At 59.7% G+C, this 20,261-nt stretch carries 24 protein-coding genes and 1 pseudogene; 13 read left to right on the top strand and 12 right to left on the bottom strand.

Annotated elements, in window-relative coordinates; translation table 11 throughout:
- Positions 1-94: 94 nt before the first annotated feature.
- Together ACLEJR_RS09880 and ACLEJR_RS09875 are read right to left on the bottom strand one after the other, a co-directional pair.
- On the bottom strand, positions 95-451 hold the full coding sequence (locus ACLEJR_RS09880; RefSeq protein ID WP_440795006.1) for a helix-turn-helix domain-containing protein: 357 nt from the start codon (positions 449-451) through the stop codon (positions 95-97).
- Between the two features lie 99 nt (positions 452-550).
- Positions 551-775: a type II toxin-antitoxin system Phd/YefM family antitoxin gene (locus ACLEJR_RS09875; RefSeq protein WP_440795008.1), complete on the bottom strand. Its 225-nt coding sequence runs from the start codon at positions 773-775 to the stop codon at positions 551-553.
- A 321-nt stretch (positions 776-1,096) separates the two neighbouring features.
- Between ACLEJR_RS09875 and ACLEJR_RS09870 the strand changes: the two genes are divergently transcribed.
- Positions 1,097-2,086, top strand: coding sequence for a hypothetical protein (locus tag ACLEJR_RS09870; RefSeq protein ID WP_440813581.1), 990 nt, complete (start codon positions 1,097-1,099; stop codon positions 2,084-2,086).
- Positions 2,087-2,259: 173 nt separating this feature from the next.
- The gene (locus tag ACLEJR_RS09865; RefSeq protein ID WP_440795012.1) at positions 2,260-2,577 is read left to right on the top strand and encodes a helix-turn-helix domain-containing protein; all 318 of its coding nucleotides are present in this window, start codon (positions 2,260-2,262) and stop codon (positions 2,575-2,577) included.
- A gap of 18 nt (positions 2,578-2,595) precedes the next feature.
- Here ACLEJR_RS09865 and ACLEJR_RS09860 read toward each other — a convergent pair whose 3' ends face one another.
- Positions 2,596-3,654 carry an MBL fold metallo-hydrolase gene (locus tag ACLEJR_RS09860; RefSeq protein ID WP_440813578.1) on the bottom strand — a complete coding sequence of 353 codons (1,059 nt, stop codon included), beginning with the start codon at positions 3,652-3,654 and terminating at the stop codon, positions 2,596-2,598.
- A gap of 187 nt (positions 3,655-3,841) precedes the next feature.
- Here ACLEJR_RS09860 and ACLEJR_RS09855 point away from each other — a divergent pair, with 187 nt between their 5' ends.
- Positions 3,842-4,450 (top strand): TetR/AcrR family transcriptional regulator, encoded by a 609-nt coding sequence (locus tag ACLEJR_RS09855; RefSeq protein WP_440813576.1) that lies wholly within the window; start codon positions 3,842-3,844, stop codon positions 4,448-4,450.
- A 3-nt stretch (positions 4,451-4,453) separates the two neighbouring features.
- Here the strand turns inward: ACLEJR_RS09855 and ACLEJR_RS09850 are convergent, their stop codons facing one another.
- Positions 4,454-5,401: a LysR family transcriptional regulator gene (locus ACLEJR_RS09850; RefSeq protein WP_440813573.1), complete on the bottom strand. Its 948-nt coding sequence runs from the start codon at positions 5,399-5,401 to the stop codon at positions 4,454-4,456.
- 14 nt (positions 5,402-5,415) lie between these two features.
- Between ACLEJR_RS09850 and ACLEJR_RS09845 the strand changes: the two genes are divergently transcribed.
- Complete coding sequence (locus ACLEJR_RS09845; protein ID WP_440813572.1) at positions 5,416-6,126, top strand: CTP synthase C-terminal region-related (seleno)protein; 711 nt, start codon at positions 5,416-5,418, stop codon at positions 6,124-6,126.
- 137 nt (positions 6,127-6,263) lie between these two features.
- On the opposite strand, the gene ACLEJR_RS09840 is transcribed toward ACLEJR_RS09845, so the two are convergent.
- Complete coding sequence (locus tag ACLEJR_RS09840; RefSeq protein ID WP_440813570.1) at positions 6,264-6,590, bottom strand: DUF2025 family protein; 327 nt, start codon at positions 6,588-6,590, stop codon at positions 6,264-6,266.
- 241 nt (positions 6,591-6,831) lie between these two features.
- On the opposite strand from ACLEJR_RS09840, the gene ACLEJR_RS09835 reads away from it, so the two are divergent.
- The 6 genes and pseudogenes from ACLEJR_RS09835 (at position 6,832) to ACLEJR_RS09810 (ending at position 10,579) form a co-directional block, all read left to right on the top strand.
- A complete protein-coding gene (locus ACLEJR_RS09835) occupies positions 6,832-7,959 on the top strand; it encodes a glycerophosphodiester phosphodiesterase (protein WP_440813569.1) in 1,128 nt (375 codons plus the stop codon).
- Between the two features lie 140 nt (positions 7,960-8,099).
- Positions 8,100-8,405, top strand: coding sequence for a PepSY domain-containing protein (locus tag ACLEJR_RS09830; protein ID WP_440795025.1), 306 nt, complete (start codon positions 8,100-8,102; stop codon positions 8,403-8,405).
- 214 nt (positions 8,406-8,619) lie between these two features.
- Positions 8,620-8,733, top strand: a pseudogene (locus ACLEJR_RS09825) (magnesium transporter CorA); the annotation flags it as partial.
- A gap of 142 nt (positions 8,734-8,875) precedes the next feature.
- The gene (locus ACLEJR_RS09820; protein ID WP_178111823.1) at positions 8,876-9,019 is read left to right on the top strand and encodes a hypothetical protein; all 144 of its coding nucleotides are present in this window, start codon (positions 8,876-8,878) and stop codon (positions 9,017-9,019) included.
- Between the two features lie 36 nt (positions 9,020-9,055).
- A complete protein-coding gene (locus ACLEJR_RS09815) occupies positions 9,056-9,286 on the top strand; it encodes a hypothetical protein (protein WP_440813568.1) in 231 nt (76 codons plus the stop codon).
- Between the two features lie 93 nt (positions 9,287-9,379).
- On the top strand, positions 9,380-10,579 hold the full coding sequence (locus tag ACLEJR_RS09810; protein ID WP_440795030.1) for an MFS transporter: 1,200 nt from the start codon (positions 9,380-9,382) through the stop codon (positions 10,577-10,579).
- Here ACLEJR_RS09810 and arfB read toward each other — a convergent pair.
- Together arfB and ACLEJR_RS09800 are read right to left on the bottom strand one after the other, a co-directional pair.
- A complete protein-coding gene (arfB, locus tag ACLEJR_RS09805) occupies positions 10,576-10,989 on the bottom strand; it encodes an alternative ribosome rescue aminoacyl-tRNA hydrolase ArfB (RefSeq protein WP_440813567.1) in 414 nt (137 codons plus the stop codon). The genes ACLEJR_RS09810 and arfB overlap by 4 nt on opposite strands.
- A gap of 212 nt (positions 10,990-11,201) precedes the next feature.
- On the bottom strand, positions 11,202-12,620 hold the full coding sequence (locus tag ACLEJR_RS09800; protein ID WP_440813564.1) for an amino acid permease: 1,419 nt from the start codon (positions 12,618-12,620) through the stop codon (positions 11,202-11,204).
- Between the two features lie 657 nt (positions 12,621-13,277).
- Between ACLEJR_RS09800 and ACLEJR_RS09795 the strand changes: the two genes are divergently transcribed.
- Positions 13,278-13,415, top strand: coding sequence for a hypothetical protein (locus ACLEJR_RS09795; RefSeq protein WP_003178782.1), 138 nt, complete (start codon positions 13,278-13,280; stop codon positions 13,413-13,415).
- 91 nt (positions 13,416-13,506) lie between these two features.
- The gene (locus tag ACLEJR_RS09790) at positions 13,507-14,472 is read left to right on the top strand and encodes a leucyl aminopeptidase (RefSeq protein WP_440795036.1); all 966 of its coding nucleotides are present in this window, start codon (positions 13,507-13,509) and stop codon (positions 14,470-14,472) included.
- A gap of 273 nt (positions 14,473-14,745) precedes the next feature.
- Here the strand turns inward: ACLEJR_RS09790 and rluB are convergent, their stop codons facing one another.
- The 5 genes from rluB to ACLEJR_RS09765 form a co-directional block, all read right to left on the bottom strand.
- Positions 14,746-15,981, bottom strand: coding sequence for a 23S rRNA pseudouridine(2605) synthase RluB (gene rluB / locus ACLEJR_RS09785; protein ID WP_440795038.1), 1,236 nt, complete (start codon positions 15,979-15,981; stop codon positions 14,746-14,748).
- A 287-nt stretch (positions 15,982-16,268) separates the two neighbouring features.
- A complete protein-coding gene (scpB, locus tag ACLEJR_RS09780) occupies positions 16,269-17,228 on the bottom strand; it encodes an SMC-Scp complex subunit ScpB (RefSeq protein ID WP_440813563.1) in 960 nt (319 codons plus the stop codon).
- 11 nt (positions 17,229-17,239) lie between these two features.
- Positions 17,240-17,938: a segregation and condensation protein A gene (locus ACLEJR_RS09775; RefSeq protein ID WP_440813611.1), complete on the bottom strand. Its 699-nt coding sequence runs from the start codon at positions 17,936-17,938 to the stop codon at positions 17,240-17,242.
- 132 nt (positions 17,939-18,070) lie between these two features.
- Positions 18,071-18,700: an L-threonylcarbamoyladenylate synthase gene (locus ACLEJR_RS09770; protein ID WP_245140006.1), complete on the bottom strand. Its 630-nt coding sequence runs from the start codon at positions 18,698-18,700 to the stop codon at positions 18,071-18,073.
- Positions 18,701-18,713: 13 nt separating this feature from the next.
- Positions 18,714-19,577: a PHP domain-containing protein gene (locus tag ACLEJR_RS09765; protein ID WP_440813561.1), complete on the bottom strand. Its 864-nt coding sequence runs from the start codon at positions 19,575-19,577 to the stop codon at positions 18,714-18,716.
- A gap of 87 nt (positions 19,578-19,664) precedes the next feature.
- On the opposite strand from ACLEJR_RS09765, the gene ACLEJR_RS09760 reads away from it, so the two are divergent.
- The gene (locus ACLEJR_RS09760; RefSeq protein ID WP_440813559.1) at positions 19,665-20,261 is read left to right on the top strand and encodes a septation protein A; all 597 of its coding nucleotides are present in this window, start codon (positions 19,665-19,667) and stop codon (positions 20,259-20,261) included.

Here is a 20,261-nt window from a genome sequence, read left to right as displayed (position 1 = left end):
AAAGAGATGAGGAAGGGTCCTTTACTCATCTGCTTGGGCCCTTGTCGCCATCCTTGGCTACTCAAGTGGCTCGCAGAGCAGCCACTCCACGGAGCTAACCCGCCGGCTTGCGCCGAGGCTTAGCCCCACGAATTGGCGCGTTAGAAGCAGGCTTGTGCGGGTCAGGCGGCGCATAAATGGGCTGGAGCGCTGTGGTCAGTCCCAGGCGAAGACCGAATTTCCGCAAGATGGATTCGAGGGTGCTGAGGGTCGGATTGCCCTTGTCCTTCTCAATCTGGTACAGCGCTTTCGTCGACATCTTGCACATCAGCGCAAAGGTGTCCTGGTCCAGACCGGTTACCTCGAGCCTTAGTCGGCGAACAGCGGTTCCGAGGGTTTCGTTCCCTGTCGCGTGCTGCATCGCGATGTCTTCGATGAGCATCTTGCGCCGTTCGCCGGGGTTCTCTTTCATCGAAATCCTAGTTCAACCATAAGCAACAGTTACCCACTCCCAGCAATATAATTCCGGTTACCGGCGTATTCGCACTCATATTCGGCATTATGATGCCGATTACCCCATGTCTTCGGTAGGCTGATCAAAGTCAGCAGATATCCAAATCTTCCCCTTCAACCGCCCAGGCTCGCGGATCCGAGATGAATCGACATGAGGCCGCAAGTGTAGGTAAGGCTTGCCGCCCTTCGTGATCACCACCTTGTCGCCACGCCATGCGCGCTCAGCCAGTTGGTAGAGCTTGGATTTAGCTTCGCGCATGTTCACTTGCACCCGTTCACTCATATAGCTCCTCCATAGCGTCGGCTAAATTATCCTGAGCGGGAGATTTCGATAGGTAAGATGCGAGCTGAGCATCTCGCCCAATTGATGTTTCAGGCCCAACGTCAGTCAGCACACTATCTAACTCTGTGGCGACGGGATTTAGCGAAACGTTCCGCTGAATTCCCTCGCCACAGGGTCTGCGTCAAGCAGACTTTCTATCAATATGCCTTGGCCATTGACGATCCATAACTGCGATTTTGTAATGAATTGAAAACATTCAGTGCAACCCACCCCACCACCCGCTATTAATACCCTCCCCCCACTCAAGGACCCAAGCCCCACATGAAATTCGACCTCGCCTACTGCCGCAGCCTCGACGACAAGTTGTCGATCTATGACGTGCGCGATTTGAATTTCGACGAGACGGTGGATTTCGATTCGGCGCAGGAACAATTCCAGTGCCCAAACGACACCTGTCGGGCGGCGTTCGATGCAGCGAATGTGTTGGGGACGTTCAATGCCAAGAATGTGAACTACGTGCGCACGCCGCACTTCAAGAACATTCCCAGCACTCGGCATATCGAGGGTTGTCCTTATGCCAGTCTGAAAACTCCGACTACTGGCCTGGAGGCGGATACTGCGGAGTTGGATGACGGTCGGGAAGAACATTTTCCTTCGGAATTATTGCTGACCCGGCGTGAGTATCTGCGTAAGCCGTCCAGCCCGGCAGTGGCGGCAGACGTCATGCGCGATGAGCGAGAGCCTTCAGCCACTCGTCCTGGCGAGCACCCGAGCCGTGATTCGGCGCCGGACAAGACCCATGTGTTCGCCCATCCAGTGGAATGCTTTGTCTCGAACTTCTCGGACAAGGACCTGCTCAAGCGCATGCCGCTGAAGATTGGCGAGCACACGGCGCCCTATGCATCGTTCTTCAAGAAGATCGAATACTTGCTGGATAACAAGGGACTGATCTACTGGGGCAAGATCAAGAAAATCGAGGATTATCACAGCGCCAGTTTTCGCGTGGACTTCGAGCAGAAGGTCTGGACCCAGCTACCGGGCGAGGCGAAAAAGAAGCCTTATTCGGTCAACGTTTACCTGAGCAAGAAGCTGATCGACAGCTACCGCAAGCGCAAGGCGTTTCTGCAAGAGATCAAGCATGCCGCCGAGAGCGAACGGGATTTGTACTGCTTCTTCTACGGCGTGACGCCGGAGCTGAAGCAGGTGCCGAGCAAGAAAAACCCCGAGCAGACGTTCGGGGTGTTCAGTGCCCAGATTGAGAACCTGGACCACTTCATTATCCGTGAGGCGCCAGGGTTGGCCGACAGCTAGTCTCGTGTTGGGCTGACAGCTCATCTCCAGGCACCGGCGGCTTTCTGCTTCCAATGCGAGCATTTTGCTTGAGCTGGACCACTGGTCACCCATTAAAAAATGAGATTGATCCGGATTCAAAACAACTGTACAAAAACACAGTATTTTTGAAACCACCGCTTTGGAGAACTCCCATGGCCTCTCTCGCAATCAAGACCACTCTGGAACGCATCGCCGTCTATCAATTCACCCCAGCCCACAGTGCACAGGCCCGTGCCATGCTGGGGTGGAGCGTCGAAGAATTGTCCCGGCAGTCGGGCGTCTCGGTACCCGCCATCCAGCGCTTCGAAGCCGGGGGTGAACTGCTCGATGTGACGCGGCTGGCGCTGGCGTTTCGCTTTGAAGCCGAAGGACTGGTGTTTTTCCCTGGCTTTGCCCCGGGCCGCGGCATGAACGTCAAAGGCGCCACACCGGATCCGATGGGGCGGCCCGACTACGCGATGATCGAATAGTCGGCGTTGCAGCAGGTGTCAGGCCGCACCGGCCTGGTTCTGATAAGCCGAGGCCTCCACATCCTGCCACCAGGCATGACCGCGTTGCGGATGGGTCAGCGTGAAGGCTTCGCCCATTTGCGGCGTGGTGATGGACACGTTGCGCTCCCAGGCCAGGGCCAGGATGCGGTCGAAGGGTTCAAACCAGGCATGCATCGCTAGGTCGAATGTGCCGTTGTGGATTGGCAGCAGCCAGCGGCCCTTGAGGTCGATATGAGCCTGGAGGGTCTGCTCCGGCTGCATGTGCACATGGGGCCAATCGACGTTATAGGCGCCGGTTTCCATCAACGTCAGGTCAAAGGGGCCGTATCGCTCGCCGATGCGCTTGAAACCGTCGAAATAACCGGTGTCGCCGCTGAAGAAGATTCGCGTGCCCCCGTCGATCATCACCCAGGAAGACCATAGCGTGCTGTTGCCATCGAACAGACCGCGACCGGAAAAATGCTGCGATGGCGTGGCAATGAACTCGATGCCGTCCACGTCGGTCGCCTGCCACCAATCCAGCTGACGCACTTTGCTGGCCTCGATACCCCATTTGACCAGGGTGTCACCCACGCCCAGGGGCGTGAGGAAGTGCCGGGTCTTGGCGGCAAGCTTGAGGATGGCCCGGTGGTCGAGGTGGTCATAATGATCATGAGACAGGATCACCGCTTCAATCGGCGGCAGGTCGTCCAGGCTGATGGGCGGCTGGTGGAAACGCTTGGGGCCGGCCCATTGCACCGGCGACGCACGGTCGGAGAAAACCGGATCGGTGATCCAGAATTTGTCGCGCAGCTTGAGCAGAACCGTGGAGTGGCCGAGACGAAACACACTCTGGTTCGGCGCTGCCAGCAGTTCGGCGCGTGTCAGCGGCTGGACAGTGATGGCACCCGCCGGACGGGTAGTGCGCGGTTTGTGGAGCAGCATGTTCCAGATGATGCGCAACATCTGGCCGAACCCTTCTCGCGGTGTATGGGCGTGATTGTGATACTTCCCTTGTTCGTGTCGGGAGGCCGGGTTGGCAGCCGCACTATCGGTCGTGGAAGAAGGAATACTCATGGTGCGATCACTCCAGGAAACGTCGTCGAATTACACTTCGTCTTTGTGGGACGCTTGATGGCTGCGACGTGCACGCTCAGCCGCTCGCAAAAAAACTACACCACTCGGTGTAGTTTCTAGATTGCATGAATCTCGGGAGCAAGTAAACTGCCGAGTGTAATTTACCCTTCTCAACCGACGAGTGCCCATGACCGTACCGCAACGCCTCACCGAGCGAAAACGCGAAGCCATCCTCCAGGCCGCGATTGCCGAATTCCGCATCAGCGGTTTCGAGATCACCAGCATGGACAGGATCGCGGCGACGGCGGGCGTGTCGAAGCGCACGGTGTACAACCACTTCCCGAGTAAGGAAGAGCTGTTTGCCGAAATTCTGAACCGGTTATGGAACAGTATTACGGCCGAACAAGACATGCCGTACGTCGTGGACAAGCCTCTGCGAGAGCAACTCCGAGCCTTGCTGCAAGCCAAATTGCAAATGCTGGCGGACGAGAACCTCCTCGACCTGGCGCGTATTGCTATCGCGGCAACGATTCATTCCCCCGAGCGAGCGCAGGACATGGTCGCGCGCATGGGCGAGCGTGAAGAAGGCCTGACGGCCTGGATTCGCCAGGCCCAGGCCGATGGTCGGTTGAAACCCGTGGAACCGGCCTTTGCCGCCCAACAGATGCACGGGTTGCTCAAGACGTTTGCCTTTTGGCCGCAGATTTCCATGGGCCAACCCAGCCTGACCGTGGACGAACAGGCGCAGGTGATCGAGTCGGCACTCGACATGTTCCTGGCCTGCTATCAGTGTTGAAGGTCAGCGCAGTCGCAGGTTGCGTCCCAGTTCATCGAACAATGTCACCACCGAGCGCAAGGCGCGGCAGTCCGGGCGGGTCAGGAGCCAAAGCGCCGTGTCATACCCCGCCAACGGTTCGCCAATGGGCATCAGGCCTTCATTCGCGCCGAGCAGGAAGTCCGGCAGCGCCGCTATCCCCAGGCCGGTCCGCACCAGTTCGGTGACCGACAGCATGCTGTTGCAGCGATAGGTCGGAATCACGCCTGGCAGGTGCTGGCGACGCCAACTCACCGAAGGGTGATCGGGCAGGAAATCGTCCGGCGCGATCCATGTCAGGCGAGCCAAGTCATCCGGCATGTTCGAGGCCAGGTACGCTGGGCTTGCGCAAACCCGATAAGCGACCTTGCCCAGGTTTCGCCCCACCAGGTGCTCCGGCGGTGTACGGGTCAGGCGCAAGGCAATGTCGGCATCGCGACGGCTCAGGTTGGCGAAGTCGTTCGATGTACTCAGCTCCAGGTTCAGCGCCGGATAAGCGGGCATGAACCGCGCCAGCGCCGGCAACAACAGCGCGTGCAGGACCGAGTCGGAGCACGTCAGGCGCACCGTTCCGCTGACGACCTCGCCGCCCTGTTCCACGCCGATACGCGCCGCCTCCAGGGCTTGTTCGGCACGCTCGGCTTGCTCGGCCAACGCCTGGGCCAGGCTCGTGGGCAAATAACCGGAACGGTTTTTTTCGAACAACGGCTGGCCCAAGGCAGCCTCGAGCCGGCGAATGGAACGGAACACCGTGGATACGTCTACCTTCAGCAACTGGGAAGCCCGGGACAACGAACCGCCACGCACCAGTGCCAGGATCAGGGAAAGGTCGGGATAGTCCAGTCGATAGTGCGCAGATGCATTGAACACTTGGGTAAACGCCAATATTGATTGCGTGAACGCCAATCTATAGTGGCCGCCAGCAATCAACAAGCGGCGAGACTTCCATGGAAAACCAGCGTCCTTTGCACATCGCCCTGGTCGGCGATCATGACCCGCAGATAACTGCTCATCGGGCGATTCCCATCGCGCTGGAGCTGGCCGGTAAACACAGCGGCCATGACATCCGGTTCCAGTGGTTGGCGACAGACCTCATCGCCGACAACGGAGTGCTGGATGATTGCCACGGTGTCTGGTGTGTACCGGGGAGCCCTTACCGAAACGAGGACGGCGCCTTGCAAGCCATTCGTTTTGCCCGCGAACAGCGTCGCCCTTTCCTGGGCACCTGCGGCGGTTTTCAGCACGCCATATTGGAATACGCTCGCAATGTGTTGGGCTGGGCCGACGCGGCGCATGGCGAAACGTCTCCCGAGGCTGAACGGGTTCTGGTATCGCCATTGAGTTGCGCACTGGTCGAGACCATCGATAGCCTCCAGCTCAGCGCGGGGTCATTGATTGCCGAGGCGTACGGACGCCAGACGGTTTTCGAGGGGTATCACTGCCGATTCGGGGTCAATCCGGATTTTGAAAACGAGCTACTGGATGGACGTTTGCACGCCGTAGCGCGGGATTCGGCCGGCGAGCTGCGGGCCGTGGAGCTGCGAGATCATCCGTTCTTTGTCGCGACGCTGTTCCAACCGGAACGGGCCGCGCTTGAAGGTCGTATGCCGCCGCTGGTGAGGGCGTTTGTAGAAGTTTGTGCAAAGGCCCGGCTCTGAGCACACCGTCCTGTGGAGCACACAAATTCCACGTGGGAACGAGCCTGCTCACGATAGCAGCGGGTCAGTTTGCATACATGCTGAATGTACCGACGCCATCGCGAGCAGGCTCGCTCCACAGGGCTTGCGGCAAGGAATCAGCCTTCTACCAACTGCCGCATCGCCACGATCTCCGGCAAGTCGCTGCGCGCCATGTATACCCGTAAAGGTTCGGTGAGGTTGATGCGATCATCGATGTTCTGGTCCAGCAGCAACTGGATCCGCTCGCGCTTGAGGGTCATGGTGCCGTCCGTGACAGGCACCCAGACGAATTCGCAGGTGGGAATGATGCCGTCGTCGGCCACGTCCATGCCGAAGGCGTCTTCGCTGAAGCGCACAATATATTGGCCGGTCTTGCGGTTCAGGCCGACAAAACCCTTGAGCTGGTCGGCGGCCTGGCAGATGAGTGTCGAAGTGATGCGCATGGTAAACCTCATGGATGCGTCCGCAGGGGACGGCTGATCGATGGTTTACACGCAGGGCGGCGAATGCTGATTCAAGGTCTCCCTCTGCCGGGGAAACTGATGCGGCCAAGGGTACTGCAAAGCGGCGCACCAATGCGTGGGAAAAATCTGCTTCACACACATTTATGTCGGTGTGGCGATAGCGCCGACGGCTTCCAGTTGTTAAAAGATAGGTTTTGCACAAGAAGAAAGGATCTCGAGCATGCCCGTCACCTTTACCCGTAGCGTGTTGATATTGAGCCTGTTGCTCGGCTTCGGCCAGACACAGGCCGCCGAGGCGCCGAACCCCAAGGCCTTGGCCACCCGCCAAGGCATCCCCCACCCGGCGGTGATCGCCCACCGCGGGGCTTCGTTCGACGCACCGGAATCCACTGCAGCCTCCTACAAGCTGGCCCGCGACCTCGGCGCCGATTACCTGGAGCTGGACCTGCAGCGCAGCAAGGACGGCGTGTTGTTCGTCCTGCACGATGACAGCCTGCTGCGCACCACGGACGTCGCGACCAAGTTCCCCGAGCGCAAGGACAGCAGCGCCAACGCATTCACCATGGCCGAGCTGAAAACCCTCGACGCCGGCAGCTGGTTCAACATTGCCTACCCGGACCGCGCCCGCCCGTCGTTCGCCGGCCTGAAAATCCTGACCCTCGATGAAGTGATCGACATTGCCGAAGGCAACCCGCAGCACAAACCGGGGCTGTACATCGAAACCAAGGAGCCGAAACTGTTCCCCGGCATCGAACGCGACCTGAAGGATAAATTGCAGGACCGCGGCTGGCTGAGTCCGGCCGGATCCAAGCTCGCCAAAAGTGCTACCGGCGTAGGCCAGGGCAAGGGCAAAGTGGTCTTGCAGACGTTCGAAAAAAGCAGTCTCGAACTGCTGCACAAGGAAATGCCGAAGGTACCGAAGGTCCTATTGCTGTGGGTCGGCGAAGGCAACATCGAGCCCAAGTCCAAGGTGCCATTTGCCGAGTCAGGAGAAACCGACAAGGCCGCCTACTACGCCAAGCAGGAGCCCAAGGACAAGGCCGAGTTCGAAAAATGGGTCCGATACGCCAAGGCCCAGGGCGCCATCGGCACCGGACCCTCCGCCGCACTGACCCATGGCGGCAGCCAGAGCTACGCGGACCTGGTCAAACCCTGGATGAACCGGTACACCCACGACCAGGGCCTGCTGGTGCACGTCTACACCGTGGACGAAGCCGTGGACTTCAAGAAAGTGATGGATGCCGGTGTCGATGGCATCTTCACCAACCGCGCCAGCGAACTGCTCAAGTACTTCAAGCGGCCCGAGACTGGCACTGTCGCGCAGTTGCTGGAAAAGAACGGTTATTGAAACCGCGCAGACGCCTGAGGGGAACCACAGGCGTCTTGGTGCATTCCGGTTTTTTGCAAATTAAGGGTGAATTAAGTTGTCACAGATAATCTGAAACCACTTAAACAGATCACCCCTTAATGACATCAAGGAAAGCACTTATGAAAATGTTGACTGCCCTGTTTACCGCTGCTGCCCTGACCCTCACCGCCGGCCTGGCCCAGGCGGACGTGCGAATCGACCAGGTTCCCCAACTGGTCAAGGACGGCAAGATCAAGTCCCTGGAATCGATGAACGAAGAAGCCCTGAAGTTGCACCCGGGCGCCAAGATCACCGATACCGACCTGGACAATCATTTCAACGGTTATGAGTACGAAGTTGAACTGAAGACCGCCGACGGGAAAGAGTTCGATGTGGACTTCGACGCCACCACCGGCAAAGTCTTGAGCGACAAAGAAGACACTTGATTCACCTGCAAAAAAGAGCCGCGTAACTCCCGAGTTGCGCGGCTCTTTTTTACGTCGGAGAAATTAAGTGGTCACCGCGCAACTGACACACCCCTTCAGAAACGGCGCCATGATCTCGTCCAAGTGAACCTCCTGCCAGCACAGGCATTTCTCGCCACCGAGCCTCCTTGAACAGCATCGATAAAAACGTCCGCGCCCCGGACCTGTTCGGAGCGGCGGCGTGCCGTTGACCACTGATCCCAAGGGCTTCTGGATTCTTGCGGCACTGGTGGCGACCTGCACCCTGATTGCCGGTCGCTGGGCGTTTCGCAAGCAAAAAGACCATTGAGACTGACCTGTCTAGACAATCCCATTTGTCGGTCCAGCGGGATTTAAAAGTCTTTTTGTCATCTCTCCTGGGGTATCCTGCCCCGGCTTTACAGAAGCGAGGATCTACCAGATCTACCAACAGACTTTGCGAGGAGCGCGATATGCACGAGATCCCTAATCTCCCCTTCCCAAGCCTGCACGACACTGAGCAGACGACCACGCTACAGGCCGCAGGGCAGCCAGACGCCCGGCAACCCGAGCCCAAAGAAGCCACTGAACGCCGCCAGGCCGACAGCGAAGACTGATCCACCGCGTAACCAGACCGTGTGGAAAGCGCTAAGATGCGCTTTCCACACTGCCTGAACCTCGAGCCCACCATGACCGATGACACCTGCACCTTCAGCGAAGCCCAGGCCAATGTGCTGATCGGCACCACTGAAAAAATGGTCGAGATCTGGACGCGCCTTTCGCCAGAGAAACAAGCCGCGCTGCTGGCCCGTTTCGGCACCGAGGAAAATGCCCTCGCCGCGTTGGTTACCACACACTTGATCGCCGGGCAGAACGACGGCTGACAGCCAAATAGTTTTCTTTTCTACGCCCCATCACCACGCTCGCCGTTATCATAAGCAGCCTATCTATCCCGCTGCTCCGTGGACACTTCTCCCATGTCAGATTCCCAGCGCCCCCTGGCGGTCACGCTGCAAGTCGTTTCCATCGTCCTGTTCACCTTCATCGGTTATCTGAATATCGGCATCCCGCTGGCCGTGCTCCCCGGGTTCGTCCATGGCGAGTTGGGTTTCGGCGCGGTCATCGCCGGGCTGGTGATCAGCGTGCAATACCTGGCCACCCTCCTCAGCCGTCCTTACGCGGGCAAGATCATCGACAATCTGGGCAGCAAGCGCGCCGTCATTTTCGGCCTCGCCGGGTGTGGGTTGAGCGGCGTGTTCATGTTGGTGTCTGCCTGGACCCATGATCTGCCGACCCTGAGTCTGATCAGCCTGCTGATCGGTCGCCTGGTGCTGGGCAGCGCGGAAAGCCTGGTGGGTTCGGGCTCGATCGGCTGGGGCATCGGCCGCGTAGGGGCCGCAAATACCGCCAAGGTCATTTCCTGGAACGGCATCGCCAGTTACGGAGCACTGGCGATTGGCGCACCGCTGGGGGTGTGGCTGGTCAAGTCCTTAGGGCTGTGGAGCATGGGCGTCAGTATCATTCTGCTGGCGGTGCTGGGGGTGGCGCTGGCCTGGCCCAAAACCGCCGCGCCCATCGTCGTCGGCGAACGCCTGCCGTTCATGCATGTGCTGGGGCGCGTGCTGCCTCATGGCAGCGGCCTGGCCCTGGGCTCCATCGGTTTTGGCACCATCGCCACGTTCATTACCCTGTACTACGCGACCCGGAACTGGGACAACGCGGTGCTATGCCTGAGCCTGTTCGGTGCATGCTTCATCGGTGCGCGCCTGCTGTTCGGCAATCTGATCAACCGCCTGGGAGGTTTTCGGGTGGCGATTGCCTGCCTGTCGGTGGAAACCCTCGGCCTGTTGCTCTTGTGGTTGGCACCCGATGCACAATGGGCACTGGCGGGCGCAGCGTTGAGTGGCTTCGGTTTTTCCCTGGTCTTTCCGGCACTGGGTGTCGAAGCCGTCAACCTGGTACCGGCTTCCAGTCGTGGAGCGGCGGTAGGCGCCTACTCATTATTCATTGATTTGTCCCTGGGGATCACCGGGCCGTTGGCCGGTGCGATTGCGGCAGGGTTTGGCTTTGCCTCGATCTTTCTGTTCGCTGCATTGGCCGCACTGGGCGGCTTGGCGTTAAGCATCTACCTTTACCGGCTGGCGCCGAGGTATCGCGAAGAACGGGAAAGAAGCTAGAAGTCCACTTTTGCGCGACCGGCCTTGATCGAGCCGCGCTTACTCTTGGACTCCAGGCGACGGGTTTTCGAACCCAGGGTGGGCTTGGTCGGGCGACGCTTCTTTTCGACCTTGGTGGCGCTGAGGATCAGCTCGGCCAAACGCTCCACTGCATCGGCCCGGTTCTGTTCCTGCGTGCGGTATTGCTGGGCCTTGATGATCAGCACCCCGTCGCTGGTGATGCGGCTGTCACGCAGGGCCAGCAGCCGTTCCTTGTAAAATCCGGGCAACGACGAGGCCGGGATGTCAAAGCGCAGGTGCACGGCGCTGGACACCTTGTTGACGTTCTGCCCCCCCGCGCCCTGGGCGCGGATGGCCGTCAGCTCGATCTCGGCATCGGGAATGTGCACGTTGTTGGAAATCACCAGCATGGAATGCGTCCGGTATCAGGCCCCACAGAATACCCCGAATCCCACAGGCAACGCTTGACCCCTGTGGGAGCGAGCCTGCTCGCGATTGGGGTGTGCCAGTCACCATTGAAGCCTCTGACCCGACGCCATCGCGAGCAGGCTCGCTCCCACAGAGGATGAGTCAGAAAAAACAAACCCGACACTCGGCCGGGTTTGCGGTATTTCAAGGACGCCTACTTGGCAGCCGCCACGGTCAATCCATGCTGGGCGCTGCGCTTGTTCTTGATCTGGTAGCACACCCACATGAACACCAGCCACACCGGAATCGCATAGACCGAAACCTGGATGCCTGGGATCAGCAGCATCACGCCGAGAATGAACACCACGAACGCCAGGCAGATGTAGTTGCCGTACGGATACCACAGTGCCTTGAACAGCGACACCTGGCGGGTCTGGTTCATGTGCTGGCGGAATTTGATGTGCGAATAGCTGATCATCGCCCAGTTGATCACCAAAGTCGCGACCACCAGCGACATCAGCAGCTCCAACGCATGTTGCGGGATCAGGTAGTTCAATAGCACCGCGACCAGCGTCACCGCGGCCGAGGCGAGGATCGAACGCACCGGCACGCCGCGCTTGTCGATCCTGGCCAGCGCCTTAGGCGCATCGCCCTGCTCGGCCATGCCCAACAGCATACGGCTGTTACAGTAGGTGCCGCTGTTGTACACCGACAACGCGGCGGTCAGCACCACGAAGTTGAGGATGTGCGCCGCGGTGTCGCTGCCCAGCATCGAGAACACCTGCACGAAGGGGCTGCCGCTGTAGGCGTCGCCGGAGGCATTGAGCGTGGTCAGCAAGTTATCCCAAGGAGTCAGGGACAACAGCACCACCAGGGCACCGATGTAGAAAATCAGGATCCGGTAGATCACCTGGTTGATGGCCTTGGGGATTACGGTTTTCGGTTTGTCGGCCTCGGCGGCGGTGAAGCCGAGCATCTCCAGGCCACCGAACGAGAACATGATGATCGCCATGGCCATCACCAGCCCACTTACGCCGTTGGGGAAGAATCCGCCATGGGACCACAGGTTGCTCACCGATGCCTGCGGACCACCGTGACCGCTGACCAGCAGGTAGCTGCCCAGGGCAATCATGCCGACAATCGCCACCACCTTGATGATCGCGAACCAGAACTCGGCCTCGCCGAAGACTTTGACGTTAGCCAGGTTGATCGCGTTGATCAGGATGAAAAATGCCGCCGCCGAGACCCAGCTCGGGATGTCCGGCGCCCAGTAGTGGATGTACTTGCCCACCGCCGTCAGCTCGGACATGCCCACCAGGATGTACAGAATCCAGCAGTTCCAGCCCGACAGGAAGCCGGCGAAACCGCCCCAGTACTTATGAGCAAAATGACTGAAGGAGCCGGCTACCGGCTCTTCGACGATCATTTCGCCCAGTTGGCGCATGATCATGAAGGCGATGAAGCCGCAGATGGCGTAGCCGAGAATCATCGACGGCCCGGCGGACTTCAGAACTCCCGCCGAGCCAAGAAACAGGCCGGTGCCGATCGCGCCGCCGAGGGCGATCAGTTGAATGTGGCGATTTTTCAGGCCGCGCTTCAGCTCGCCTGAGTGCGTATTGTCTACAACGGTCATGCGTCACCTATTTGTTTTTATCTGTGACGAAATCGAACCCGACACGCTCGTGGCGTGGCGGAGTGAACAAGGCGGATAACCTTGAAAATGCGTGGGTACGCGAAGGGTCACAGTAAAACGCGGCGCATTGTACACCGCTGCCCTGCTGCTGCCAGACACCACCGGATCAGCGTCGCCCCTTACATTTCAGGTCTGACGGGCATCTGACCCTCCCCGGCGTTTTGAAACAAGCGCTGGGATGTAGCAAAAAACTCATCAAATCCACTTGCTCGGCAGCTTTTTCTTACACAACTTTCAGAAACCGAAACCCACCGGCCCGACAAGCAAGATTCGTCAGGAATCCTTTACAACCCGTAACGTAGGTTTTCCATGTAGGAATGTTCTGTAGGACGACTACAAATTGACGGTAGCCAGCTACCTAATGAAAAAACTTCATAGCCAGCTGTTTTTGAATGGATAATTTATCCCCTGAAAATGGAATAAAAAGTTCAAATAAAAAAAATAAAATTATTTTTTGCATTTCAAAAATCCCTCGACTAGGTTTTCACCGACTTGCCAAGGCATTGTGCCGACAAGTTTTGCGGGGCCGTTTGCGGCCAGTTTTCACTCGCTGCATCGACCCGCTTTTTTCCGCAAAAGTCATCTAGGAGATTCACTATGCAAGCACTGGACAAAGACTTGGAAACCGAACTGCAACTGGACGAATGGTTCGAAGCGCCGACCCATGAAGCCGCCGTTGAAATGATGCAGGCCGACGCCGTCGTTCCGTTCGGCACGGCGATGTGGCCTCTGTAGGCATAATCCGGCGGAGGCGGTCCGGCCGGTCGACTCCGCCACTATTGTCCGCTGTCAGGGAAGCTGAATCATTCGTCAGGGAAGAATAAGCATGGACACACAACGAGCCATCTCACATTTCCTTTACTACCTCGAACACCATCCCGCCCTGGCCGGCATCCAGCCCGCCAAGGTGTTGCTCGGCCATACCGCCGAGTACGAAGCGCTGATTGGAGCCATTGCCGAACAGGCAGGCAGCGGCTCGCCCTTCCGGTTCAGCGCCATGCGCCTGGACCTTGAATCCACGGAGCGCCTGTCCCGGGCGATTGCCGACAGCGATCTGTATATTTTCTTCTACGATTCTTCCACCTTGCCCAACCCGCGCCCAGACGGTCCGGACTTTGTCCGAGCGCTGCAAGGGGTGATGGCGGACAACTGGAAAAAATCGCTGCTGTTCAAGGACTACGGCGACTATTTCTACGATACCTTCAGCGTGATTCCCCAGCGCATCGCGGGTCTCAACAGCCACCTGATCCAACGAATGTCCCAAGCGACGACCTTGAGTTTCCAGGATGATCATGGCTCGTATTTCGATACCGGCCTCGGCAGCGTGAAAAAATGGACCGATATCAATGGCGTCGGTAACTATGACTTGGCGCCGGGTGAGATCGCGACCCACAGCGACACGATCAATGGCCGGGTCAGATTCGTCGGGACGTTCCTGAGTACCATCCCCTTCGCGCGCAAATATGGCGTGCTGCAATCGCCGCTGGAGCTGTGGATAGAAGACTCCACCATCCAGAAGATCGCCACCGACGTGCCAGGCCTGGAACACGATTTCAATAAGTACCTGGATGCCAACCCATCCAACCGACGTATCGAGGAACTGGGGATTGGCACCAACGAAGGGGTCAAGAGCCTGTATGCACGCAACGCCGGTTTCGAAGAGCGCCACTGCGGCCTGCACCTGGGGCTCGGTGGTGGCGCCAAGGGCAGTCATCACCTGGACCTGATTTTCGAGAGTGGGGTGTTGGCGCTGGATAACGAGCCGGTGTTTGACGGGCGGTTTGTGCTTTAGGAGCAGCTGCAAGCGGCGAGCTTCAAGCAACAAGGAAGCGCGGGCAGCCTCTGGGTCGTGGTGTGGAGCTGCTGGCCTCTTCGCGAGCAAGCCCGCTCCCACGATGAAGCGGCTCCGACACAAATCCCTTATTCACTGAAGATCAAATGTGGGAGCGGGCTTGCTCGCGAAGACGGCCGTACCGGCACCATATCAATAGCGCCAGACACAAAAACGGCAACCTCGCGGTTGCCGTTTTTTCTTGCCGTTTGCAGCTAAAAACTCACAGCTGCCTCACTCCGGCTTACGCCGTCCAAACCCCGGACGCTGGCCGGAACCTGCCGGCGCGCCACGGCGCTTGCCCGACGGGGCGTCGCGATCCACCAAGGAGATCCCCGGGCGCTTCTTCGGCGCCGGTTTGGCCGGGCGCTTGGTGTCGGCCGGACGCTCGGCGACCGGGGTGCCACGACCTGCCGGAGCACTGCGACCTTCACCACGCTCGGTACGACCATTGGCCGGGCGCGGTGTGCGTGGGCCACGCTCACCGTCCTGACGCGGCGCTGGCTTGCGCGCCGGGCGCTCGCCTTCGAGCTGCGGTTCGCGGGATGGACGCGCAGCAGTTGGTGCACCTTCAGCAGCCGGACGCAGCGTACGCACACGCTCGGTCTTGCCCATCGGACGCGAGGACTTACGCTGCATCCGCTCCAGCTTGTCCTTGCTCTTGGCGGTCATCTGCGGCATCGCCACTGGTTTGAGACCCACTTCGGCCGCCAGGATGTCGACTTCCTGCTGGCTCATTTCGCGCCAGCGACCCATCGGCAAGTCGGAGTTGAGGAACACCGGGCCGAAACGTACGCGTTTCAGGCGGCTGACCACCAGGCCTTGGGATTCCCACAGACGCCGCACTTCACGGTTACGACCCTCCATCACCACGCAGTGGTACCAATGGTTGAAGCCTTCGCCACCGGGCGCCTGCTGGATGTCGGTGAAACGCGCCGGGCCGTCTTCCAGCACGACACCGGTCTTCAAGCGCTCGATCATCTCGTCGTCGACTTCGCCACGCACACGTACGGCGTATTCGCGGTCCATTTCGTAGGAGGGGTGCATCAAGCGGTTGGCCAGCTCACCGTCGGTGGTGAACATCAACAGACCGGTGGTGTTGATGTCGAGGCGACCGATATTGATCCAGCGGCCTTCTTTGGGACGCGGCATCTTGTCGAACACGGTCGGACGGCCTTCCGGATCGTCACGGGTGCAGATTTCGCCGTCGGGCTTGTTGTACATGATCACGCGGCGCACCGTTTCGGCGGCCTCTTCGCGCTTGATCACCTTGCCATCAATGGTGATGGCGTCGTGCAGGTCGACGCGCAGGCCCAAGGTGGCTTCTTTGCCGTTGACCTTGATGCGGCCCTGGGTGATCCAGGTCTCCACATCACGGCGCGAACCGACGCCGATACGGGCGAGGACTTTTTGCAGCTTCTCGCCAGCTGGGCCGATTTCCTGGCTGTCGTTCTGGTCTAGGTCTTTCATTCTGGGCACCTCCCGGTGTGATCGGGTCAGGCGTGGCCTGACACGTTGGAAACAGGTCTGTGGCGAAGGGATCGCCAAAGGGTCGCGAATCATACGCCCGTTGCGGCGTTTGCGCATCAGAGACTAGCTGATCGATGAGCGCGCAGCGCGTTTTCCGCCGATCGGCATCTCTAAATTGTGGGAGCGAGCCTGCTCGCGATAGCGGTGGGCCTGTCGGCGGTGATGTTGTCTGTGCCACCGTCATCGCGAGCAGGCACGCTCCCACAAGGGGGCAAGGGTGTGTCGGGTCAATCTTCGAACTGGCGCCGTTCGTTCTCAATCGCTTCGGCCAGGGCACGAGCTTCGACTTCTTCGTCACTTAGCTCAGGCTCGGGCTCGTGGGGTTCGAGGGCAGCTACAGCGGCGAGCAATTTTTCCCGGGCTTCGGCCACGCCGAGAATGTCCTCTTCCAGCTCAGGTTCAGGCTCGGCTTGAAGCTCAACTTCCCGATCAGGCCCAGGCAAAGCATCCCCCTCGCCTTCCGACCCCGGCCCCTCGCGCAGCAAGTCGTCAAAATCGGTCTTGAGGCCTTGCTCCATGTTATCCAGTTCCAGCAACAACGAATGGAAACTGGTTTCCTCCTTGGGCTCCTCCGGCTCGGCGCTGGCGTCGGCCAGCTCCTGCAAGCCCTGGGGCATCGGCGCATCATCGAATTCGAGCATCGGCTCGGGTTCCAGCTCTCGTAGCTCGGCCAGTGGCGGCAGGTCGTCCAGGTTCTTGAGGTTGAAGTGATCGAGAAACGCCTTGGTGGTGGCGAACATCGCCGGCTTGCCCGGCACGTCGCGATAGCCCACGACACGGATCCACTCACGCTCCAGCAAGGTCTTGACGATTTGGCTGTTGACCGCCACGCCGCGCACGTCCTCGATCTCGCCACGGGTGATCGGCTGGCGATAGGCAATCAGCGCCAGGGTTTCGAGCATCGCCCGGGAATAGCGTTGCGGCCGCTCTTCCCACAGGCGACCGACCCAAGGGGCGAACTTTTCGCGTATCTGCAAACGATAGCCCGAGGCGACTTCCTTGAGTTCGAAAGCCCGGCCCTCGCAGGACTTGCCCAGCAGCGCCAGGGCTTTCTTGAACACGGCCGGCTCAGGCCGCTCACCTTCTTCGAAGAGTTCGAACAGTCGGTCCATCGATTGCGGCTTTCCCGACGCCAACAGGAAAGCTTCAAGCAAAGGCGCCAGCTCGCGGGGTTCAGTCAGATTCATTGATTTGCTCGTTATTCGGCTCGTGCCCGCACGTGGATCGCTGCGAACGGCTCATTCTGCACCAGCTCGACCAAGGATTCCTTGACCAATTCCAGGATCGCCATGAACGTCACCACCACCCCCAACCGACCTTCCTCGGCAGTGAACAGTTCGACGAACGGCACGAATCCGCCGCCCTTGAGTCGTTCCAGCACATCGCTCATGCGCTCGCGGGTGGACAGCGCTTCGCGGCTGACCTGATGACTTTCGAACATATCGCCGCGGCGCAACACCTCGGCCATGGAGACCAGCAGTTCTTCCAGGCTCACGTCCGGCAGCAATTTGCGCGCCCGCGCCTCGGGGGCATCGAGCTTGGGCACCACCACGTCGCGTCCGACCCGGCTCAGGCCGTCGATGCCTTCGGCAGCGCCCTTGAACCGCTCGTACTCTTGCAAGCGGCGGATCAGCTCGGCCCGCGGGTCTTCCTCTTCTTCCTCGACCGTCGCCGAACGCGGGAGCAACATCCGCGACTTGATCTCGGCGAGCATGGCCGCCATCACCAGGTACTCGGCCGCCAGTTCCAGGCGCACCGACTGCATCAGCTCGACATAGCCCATGTACTGGCGGGTGATTTCCGCCACCGGGATGTCGAGGATGTCGATGTTCTGTTTGCGGATCAGGTACAGCAACAGGTCAAGAGGCCCCTCGAAGGCTTCAAGGAATACTTCCAGCGCATCCGGCGGAATGTACAGGTCCAGGGGCATTTCCATGACCGCCTGGCCATAGACCATGGCGAACGGCAGCTCCTGTTGCGCGCCGGCCTGGGGATCGGCATTTTCCACTGCGGCTTCCACGGCGGACATTCAGGCCTCGGCCATGAATGGAGCCGGATCACCGCAGCCTACCCGCACCACCTGCGGCTCGCCGTCGGCCAGGTTGATCACGGTGGAAGCCTTCATGCCGCCGAAACCACCGTCAATGATCAGCTCGACCTGATGCTCCAGCAGTTGGCGAATCTCGTAGGGGTCGGTCATCGGCTCGGTGTCGCCAGGCATGATCAGCGTCACGCTCATCAGCGGTTCGCCCAGCTCCGCCAGCAGCGCCAGGGCGATGGGATGGCTCGGCACCCGCAGGCCGATGGTGCGCTTTTTCGGGTGCAGCAACAGCCGCGGCACTTCCCGCGTGGCGTTGAGAATAAAAGTGTATGGACCCGGCAGGTGGGCCTTGAGCAAGCGGAAGGTGCCGGTGTCGATCTTGGCGAACAGCCCCAACTGCGACAGGTCGCTGCAGATCAGCGCAAAGTTGTGCTTGTCGTCCAGCTGACGCAAGCGACGGACCCGCTCAACGGCATTTTTGTCACCAATCTGGCAACCGATCGCGTAAGCGGAGTCGGTGGGATAGACCACCACACCGCCACTACGGATGATTTCCACGGCCTGCTTGATCAGGCGCGCTTGCGGGTTTTCCGGATGAATCTGGAAAAATTGACTCACGTGTTCTACCTGTTCAGACGGCGGCGGTAACGGGATCATGTTTGAATCTACACCACAGTGGTGGCAGATCTTCCGGCAACGGGCGATATTCGCCAATCTCGGACCAGCCCCCAGGGCCATGGAAATCACTGCCGGCGGTCACCAGCAGGCCGAACTCACGGGCCAGAATCGCCAGGCTGCCGACCTGCTCGGCCGGCTGATGGCCGTTGACCACCTCGATTGCATGGCCCCCTGCTTGAATATAGTCGGCAACCAGGCGGCGACGTTTGCTGCGGGTGAAATCGTAGTGCCAGGGATGCGCCAGGCTGACCCAGGCCCCGGCGGCCCTCAGCGTCTCGACGGTTTCTTCCAGCGTCGGCCAGTGCTGCTTGACGTCCCCCAGCTTGCCGGCGCCCAGCCATTTGCGAAACGCCTCGGCGCGGTCCTTGACGAAGCCCTCGCGCACCATCCAGTCGGCGAAGTGCGGCCGCGCCGGGGCGTTGCCGCTGTCGCCCAGCTCCTGCTGGATCTGCCTGGCCCCTTCCAACGCACCGGGCATGCCCTTGAGCGCCAGTTTGCGGCTGATTTCTTCGGCGCGTAGCCAGCGGCCGTCGCGCAACTGCGCAATGGCCTGGACCAGCGAGGGCGCATGCACATCAAAACCATAGCCCAGCACATGAATAGTTGCCCCGCCCCAGGTACAGGACAGCTCGACCCCGTTGACCAATTGCATCCCCAGGGCCTCGGCAGCGCTGCGGGCCTCGTCCAGGCCCTCAAGGGTATCGTGGTCGGTCAGGGCCAGGACTCGCACGCCGTGCTCGAACGCCCGCGCCACCACAATTGCCGGCGCCAGGGCGCCGTCGGAGGCCGTGCTGTGGCAGTGCAAATCAACATTCACGAGAGTTTGTTACCTCAAATCAGCTGGCCCTATCGCGGCCAAGGATGTTTGTTATTATGCCGCCACATCCTGCTCCTGGCTGCCACTGTGAAACAATTCATCGATTTCATCCCGCTCCTGCTGTTTTTCATCGTCTACAAACTTGATCCCCGGGCCGTCGACATCGCCGGCCACTCCTTGACTGTAGGTGGTATCTACAGCGCCACCGCGGTGCTGATCATCAGTTCCCTGGTGGTCTACGGCGCGCTGTTCATTTCCCAGCGCAAGCTGGAAAAGAGCCAGTGGCTGACCCTCATCGCCTGCCTGGTGTTCGGCAGCCTGACCCTGGCCTTCCACAGCGAAACCTTTCTCAAATGGAAGGCGCCGGTGGTGAACTGGCTGTTCGCCCTGGCCTTCATCGGCAGCCACTTCATCGGTGACCGCCTGTTGATCAAGCGCATCATGGGCCACGCCCTGAGCCTGCCGGAGGTGATCTGGACCCGGCTGAACATCGCCTGGATCGCCTTCTTCCTGTTGTGCGGCGCCGCCAACCTGTTTGTCGCGTTCACCTTCCAGGATTACTGGGTCGACTTCAAAGTCTTCGGCAGCCTGGGCATGACGCTGTTGTTCCTGATCGGCCAGGGCATCTACCTGTCCCGTCATCTACATGATGTCGACACCACTACGCCAAAAACCGAGGACTGA

Source organism: Pseudomonas sp. SMN5, from assembly GCF_052041925.1.
Lineage (GTDB): Bacteria > Pseudomonadota > Gammaproteobacteria > Pseudomonadales > Pseudomonadaceae > Aquipseudomonas.
The sequence above is the reverse complement of the archived record's forward strand: the minus strand, read 5'-3'. Positions and strand labels throughout refer to the sequence as shown.